The organism is Arthrobacter sp. 10T413_2 (assembly GCF_056394205.1).
This window is the reverse complement of sequence record NZ_JBFTHK010000304.1, coordinates 1-2,635: the sequence shown is the minus strand read 5'-3', so window position 1 is coordinate 2,635 and position 2,635 is coordinate 1. Positions and strand designations below refer to the sequence as shown.

Sequence of the window (2,635 nt, the reverse complement as noted above, 5' to 3'; positions counted from 1 at the left end):
AAAACGGCCGATCGCGGAGTCATCCCGAGCCTTGAAATTCACCTGAACAAGACGCAGCGCCATAGCGGCCGATCCTATCCAGTTCCTCCCCGATTTGGGAGCAACGCCTAGCGTCAGCTAGGGCTTTTGTGCTCCGGCACGGAACATCCGTACGGCGTCGCGCATCGAGGCGCGGGCGCGCTTGCGGTCGCCGGCGGCATCGTAGGCACAGCTGAGCCGGAACCAGGACCGCCAGTCGTCGGGCGCAGCCTCGGCCTCGGCGCGGTATTTCTCAAATTCGAGGTCAGCGGCTTCGCGGATGATCCGGCCTGCAGGCGTGCGCGGCAGTGTGTCCTCCGGCAGCCCGCCTTCGGCTTCGAGGATCTTCGCCAAACGCTCGGTGCGGGCACCGAACAGCAATTCCCGGACCAGGGCCCACGCTCCGATGACCGGCAGCACGAGGTAGGCCACACCGATCGCCTTCGCCACGAGGTTTTGGTCCGACATCAGGAGCAGGGAGCGCTCGAATGACACCACCAGGTAGAAGACGAGCAGCAGGGTGACGGCCCCCACCCAGATCTTGGTGCGGTTCGCTTTCAAGGCGCTCAGGGCTGCGGCCATCGGGCTCAGAGCCCCAGGTCCAGGTAGCCGTCGAGCCCCACGGTGAGGCCGGGGTGTGCGGCGACGTTGCGGATCCCCAGCAGCACGCCGGGCATGAAGGAGGCGCGGTCGAAGGAGTCGTGGCGGATGGTCAGCTGCTCCCCCGGGCCGCCCAGCAGGACTTCTTGATGCGCGACGAGGCCGCTGAGCCGGACGCTGTGGACCCGGACGCCCTCCACGTCGCTGCCGCGGGCGCCCTCGAGTTCCGTGGTGGTGGCGTCCGGGCTGGAAGGCACGCCGGCGGCGGTGCGCTMGGCCGAGATCAGCTGCGCCGTGCGCACAGCCGTGCCGGAGGGGGCATCTACCTTGTCAGGGTGGTGCAGTTCAATGATTTCGACGGACTCGAAGTACTTGGACGCCTTGGCGGCGAAGGCGGAAGCCAGGACCGAGCCGAGGGCGAAGTTGGGGGCGATGAGGACGCCGACTCCGGGCCGGTCGGCGAGGAGCTCCTCCAGACGGGCAAGCCGGCCGGCATCCCAGCCCGTAGTGCCGACGACGGCGTGCATGCCGTGTTCGACGGCGAAGCGGACGTTCGCTTCGGTGCTTTCGGGGACGGTCAGGTCCACCACGATCTGCGCGCCTGAGCTGACGAGCGATTCGAKGGAATCGTTGCGGCCAAGGGCCGCGACGAGCGTCAGGTCCGCGGCGGCGTCGATGGCCTTCACGGCCTCGGCGCCCATGCGCCCGTTGGCGCCCAGCACGGCGACGGAAAGTTGTTCGGTCATGCCATMAACCCTACCGCCGGGGCCGTTGCCCTCTGGAACCGGCGGCCTTCGGTTACACGGGCCGTACGCCTATTCCCCGGCCGTGCGCCTATTCGCCGGCCCCGACCCATTCGACGGTGCCATCGGCGAAAAACTGCTCTTTCCAGATCGGCACCTGGGCCTTGATCCGGTCCACGAGTTCGGCGCACACCTCGAAGGCCTGGCCGCGATGCGCTGCGGAAACGGCGCAGACCAGGGCAGGGTCGCCGATCTCGAGCATGCCGATCCTGTGGGCCGCCCAGATCCGCACCGGCTGCTGACGCTGTTCAGCGCCGCCGTCATCCGGAGATCCGTCCGATGCCGGGCCGCCGGCCGGGACCGAGTGTTCCGCCGCGAGCCGGGCGACGACGTCGGCCATCACCTGGTGCGCCGTCGGGTGGGCGCTGTAGCTGAGTCGCGAAACCTGCTTGCCGCCGTCGTGGTTCCGGACGACGCCGCTGAAGCTGACCACCGCGCCGGCGGTGTCCGATTMGACGGCCGCAATGGCCTGGTCCACCGAGATAGGTTCGGCGCTCAGGACGGCGTGCACGACTTCAAATCCTGTTTCAGTGCCCATGACTGCCTTCCAGCTGGTCGCAAAGATGTCCAAGGATGGGATCGAGCACGCTCAGGCCATCCATGACGCCCTTCGGTGATCCGGGCAGGTTCACGATGAAGGTCTGGCCGGCCGCGCCCGCGTGGCCACGGCTGAGCATGGCCATGGGCGTTTTGGCTGTCCCGGCGCTGCGGATGCCTTCCATGATGCCCGGGATTTCCCGGTCCAGCAGGGGCAGGGTCTCCTCGGGGGTCGCGTCGGTGGGGCTGAGGCCCGTGCCGCCGCTGGTAATGATGACGGCCGGCTGCTGGCTCAGCAGGGCACGCAGCGCGGCTCCCACCGGTGCCCCGTCCGGAACCACCAGGGCCGGGAACGGCTCAAAGCCGTGTTCGGTGAGCCAGTMGACGATGACGGGACCGGTGAGGTCCTCGTAGACTCCGGCGGCCGCGCGGGTKGAGGCGATCACGACGCCGGCCTTCCGGCCGGTGGCTTCGCCGTGGCGGTGCGGTTCGGGCATGTTCATAGGGTCCAATCCCCGCTCTTGCCGCCGCTTTTGGCGAGCACTTTGATATCGGTCAGGACCGCGTGCTTGTCCACGGCCTTGATCATGTCGTAAACGCACAGTGCCGCAACCGACGCCGCGGTCAGCGCCTCCATCTCGACCCCGGTAACGCCGCTGGTCTTGACGGTGGCAAAC

The 2,635-nt window shown here is 68.1% G+C and carries 5 protein-coding genes; all 5 read right to left on the bottom strand.

Features of this window, described 5'->3' with window-relative positions:
• Window positions 1-117: 117 nt before the first annotated feature.
• Window positions 118-600 carry a hypothetical protein gene (locus AC1DBQ_RS22840; RefSeq protein WP_091249818.1) on the bottom strand — a complete coding sequence of 161 codons (483 nt, stop codon included), beginning with the start codon at window positions 598-600 and terminating at the stop codon, window positions 118-120.
• Window positions 601-605: 5 nt separating this feature from the next.
• Window positions 606-1,364 (bottom strand): 4-hydroxy-tetrahydrodipicolinate reductase, encoded by a 759-nt coding sequence (dapB, locus tag AC1DBQ_RS22835; protein WP_476930681.1) that lies wholly within the window; start codon window positions 1,362-1,364, stop codon window positions 606-608.
• Between the two features lie 88 nt (window positions 1,365-1,452).
• Entirely contained in the window at window positions 1,453-1,959 is a 507-nt protein-coding gene (locus AC1DBQ_RS22830; protein ID WP_476930680.1) for a molybdenum cofactor biosynthesis protein MoaE, read from the bottom strand.
• Window positions 1,949-2,461, bottom strand: a complete 513-nt coding sequence (locus AC1DBQ_RS22825; protein WP_476930679.1) for a MogA/MoaB family molybdenum cofactor biosynthesis protein — start codon at window positions 2,459-2,461, stop codon at window positions 1,949-1,951. Before AC1DBQ_RS22825 ends, AC1DBQ_RS22830 begins: the two co-directional genes overlap by 11 nt.
• On the bottom strand, window positions 2,458-2,635 hold a 178-nt coding region (locus AC1DBQ_RS22820), incomplete at its 5' end, for a cyclic pyranopterin monophosphate synthase MoaC (RefSeq protein ID WP_476930682.1). The genes AC1DBQ_RS22825 and AC1DBQ_RS22820, both read right to left, overlap by 4 nt.

Excerpts from the sequence above, each read along its gene's own strand:
- AC1DBQ_RS22840 (WP_091249818.1), bottom strand. The coding sequence starts at position 600 with ATGGCCGCAGCCCTGAGCGCCTTGAAAGCGAACCGCACCAAGATCTGG.